At 42.9% G+C, this 1,718-nt stretch carries 1 protein-coding gene and 2 pseudogenes; 2 read left to right on the forward strand and 1 reads right to left on the reverse strand.

Annotated features, from left to right (window positions below):
* Window positions 1–96 precede the first annotated feature (96 nt).
* Window positions 97–405 (forward strand): annotated as a pseudogene (locus EC840_RS25165) (DUF4113 domain-containing protein); the annotation flags it as partial.
* A gap of 336 nt (window positions 406–741) precedes the next feature.
* Here the strand turns inward: EC840_RS25165 and EC840_RS25170 are convergent.
* On the reverse strand, window positions 742–1,089 hold the full coding sequence (locus EC840_RS25170) for a hypothetical protein (RefSeq protein WP_132967460.1): 348 nt from the start codon (window positions 1,087–1,089) through the stop codon (window positions 742–744).
* Window positions 1,090–1,628: 539 nt separating this feature from the next.
* Here EC840_RS25170 and EC840_RS25655 point away from each other — a divergent pair.
* A pseudogene (locus EC840_RS25655) lies at window positions 1,629–1,718 on the forward strand (colicin V secretion protein CvaA); the annotation flags it as partial.

Consider the following 1,718-nt stretch of genomic DNA (forward strand, 5'->3'; position numbering starts at 1 on the left):
CGGATTGTCACCGGCAGGACAGTTTTACTTGTTGGCTGCCTAAAATATCGGCAGCGCAACGTTTGCTGACTCCGCCCTGTTAATACGACAGAGCCCGATATTGTCGCAGCATCGATGAAGGCACTGGATAGCATCTGGCAAGATGGCTACCGTTTTCAGAAGGCGGGGATCGTGCTGAACGACTTCTGTGGCAAGCCCGGACAGATAGACATGTTTGACGAATCGCCGCCGCGCCCCCACAGCGAGGCGCTAATGCACATACTCGATCACATCAACACAACAGGCATGGGAAAAGTGTGGTTTGCAGGACAGGGCATCGACAAAGGCTGGAAGATGAAACGCGAGATGCTCTCCCCTTCTTACACTACTCGTTGGGGAGAACTTCCTACAGCAAGCATTGGATAACCTAATAGGGGTTCTACGCCGGAACCGCCGAAATTTCCGTTACCCAGTTTTAGCTCGGCAACTAGCGCATTTAAATCAAATATTTTATTGCTGTTCTGGAAGGTATAATGCCCGTTCAACAAAATGTATTGCCAGGCCACCTGCGATACCCGGGTCAGAGCGCTGTAGAATACCGGACCGGTGCCTCGGCCTGATTAAAATCGCGCAACTTTATGGGGCAGTTCATTCAGGTCGGGTAGAATGTCAACAGAAGTGTGAGATAATTTATTAAAACTCCGGTCTAAGCACGCTACCATTGGGCGAAAAAACCCGCCTTCTATGAAGGCGGGTTTTCATTTAGTAGTGGGGGCACCCTAGGGTTTGAGCAGGGGGGTTACACAGCATTGGTCTGCCACTGTAGTTAGGATTAAAAGACCCTAAACCTTTTGTGATCCCAGGGGCTGTTGAGTAGCCATTTTGAACCCCGCTATAAACTTCTCCCGACAACCATCCAGCACCCATCCCAACATAGGGATTACCACCAGATAGCCAAGTGCCAGCTGCGGCTCCTGCCAATTGAGCCACATCTTTTCCATTGGACCCACTAACTAATGATAATGTTGCGCTATTGATTTCTTTCATATCAAATACCATTCCTTTTTTGTGAAAAATAAGAAAATACAAAGCCCACAAAAAGACATCCAAGTAAAATAATAACCAGATCTAGTACGTTATTCGATTTGAAACTTTTAGAAAGATAATTAACTGCAGAAAAAATCATAAAAAAATATGTGGACTTATCCAACCATTTTACTAAAAACTTTCGATTAATCATCCATTACACCTTACGTACAAGCGTCGAAACAATTTATTACCCATACTATTAATCCTCACATACTCTAATTTTCCCAATCGTGGCTAATACTAAAAAATCAAAAGCAATGTGGGATGTATAGAATATTTAGCAAGACAATTTTAGATAAAGAATTATTATCAATCACAATAACGCCAATGATAATCATTTGCAATACGGTGGCATAAAAAAAAGGCAAAAAAAAATTAAATCATTATTTTTCATATATTTATAATTATGTTAATGGCTGTTGCGATAATCAAAAAACTCACTTGCATCTGTATGCTTATTACTTTATACGTATTGCACTTACCGTATGAGTGTATTTTTTCAAGTAGGCATGCCCTACCAAAATAATTAAGCGTTGTTTCATTTCATGAGGGAGGTTATTTTGTTTCGCAAGGAAGCACTCGAAAACAGGCGGCAGACGTGGCGCGGCCGCGCTATTTTACTGCCCGATATCCCCGCCTGGCTAATTGCC

Source organism: Rahnella sp. JUb53, assembly GCF_004346065.1.
GTDB lineage: Bacteria > Pseudomonadota > Gammaproteobacteria > Enterobacterales > Enterobacteriaceae > Rahnella > Rahnella variigena.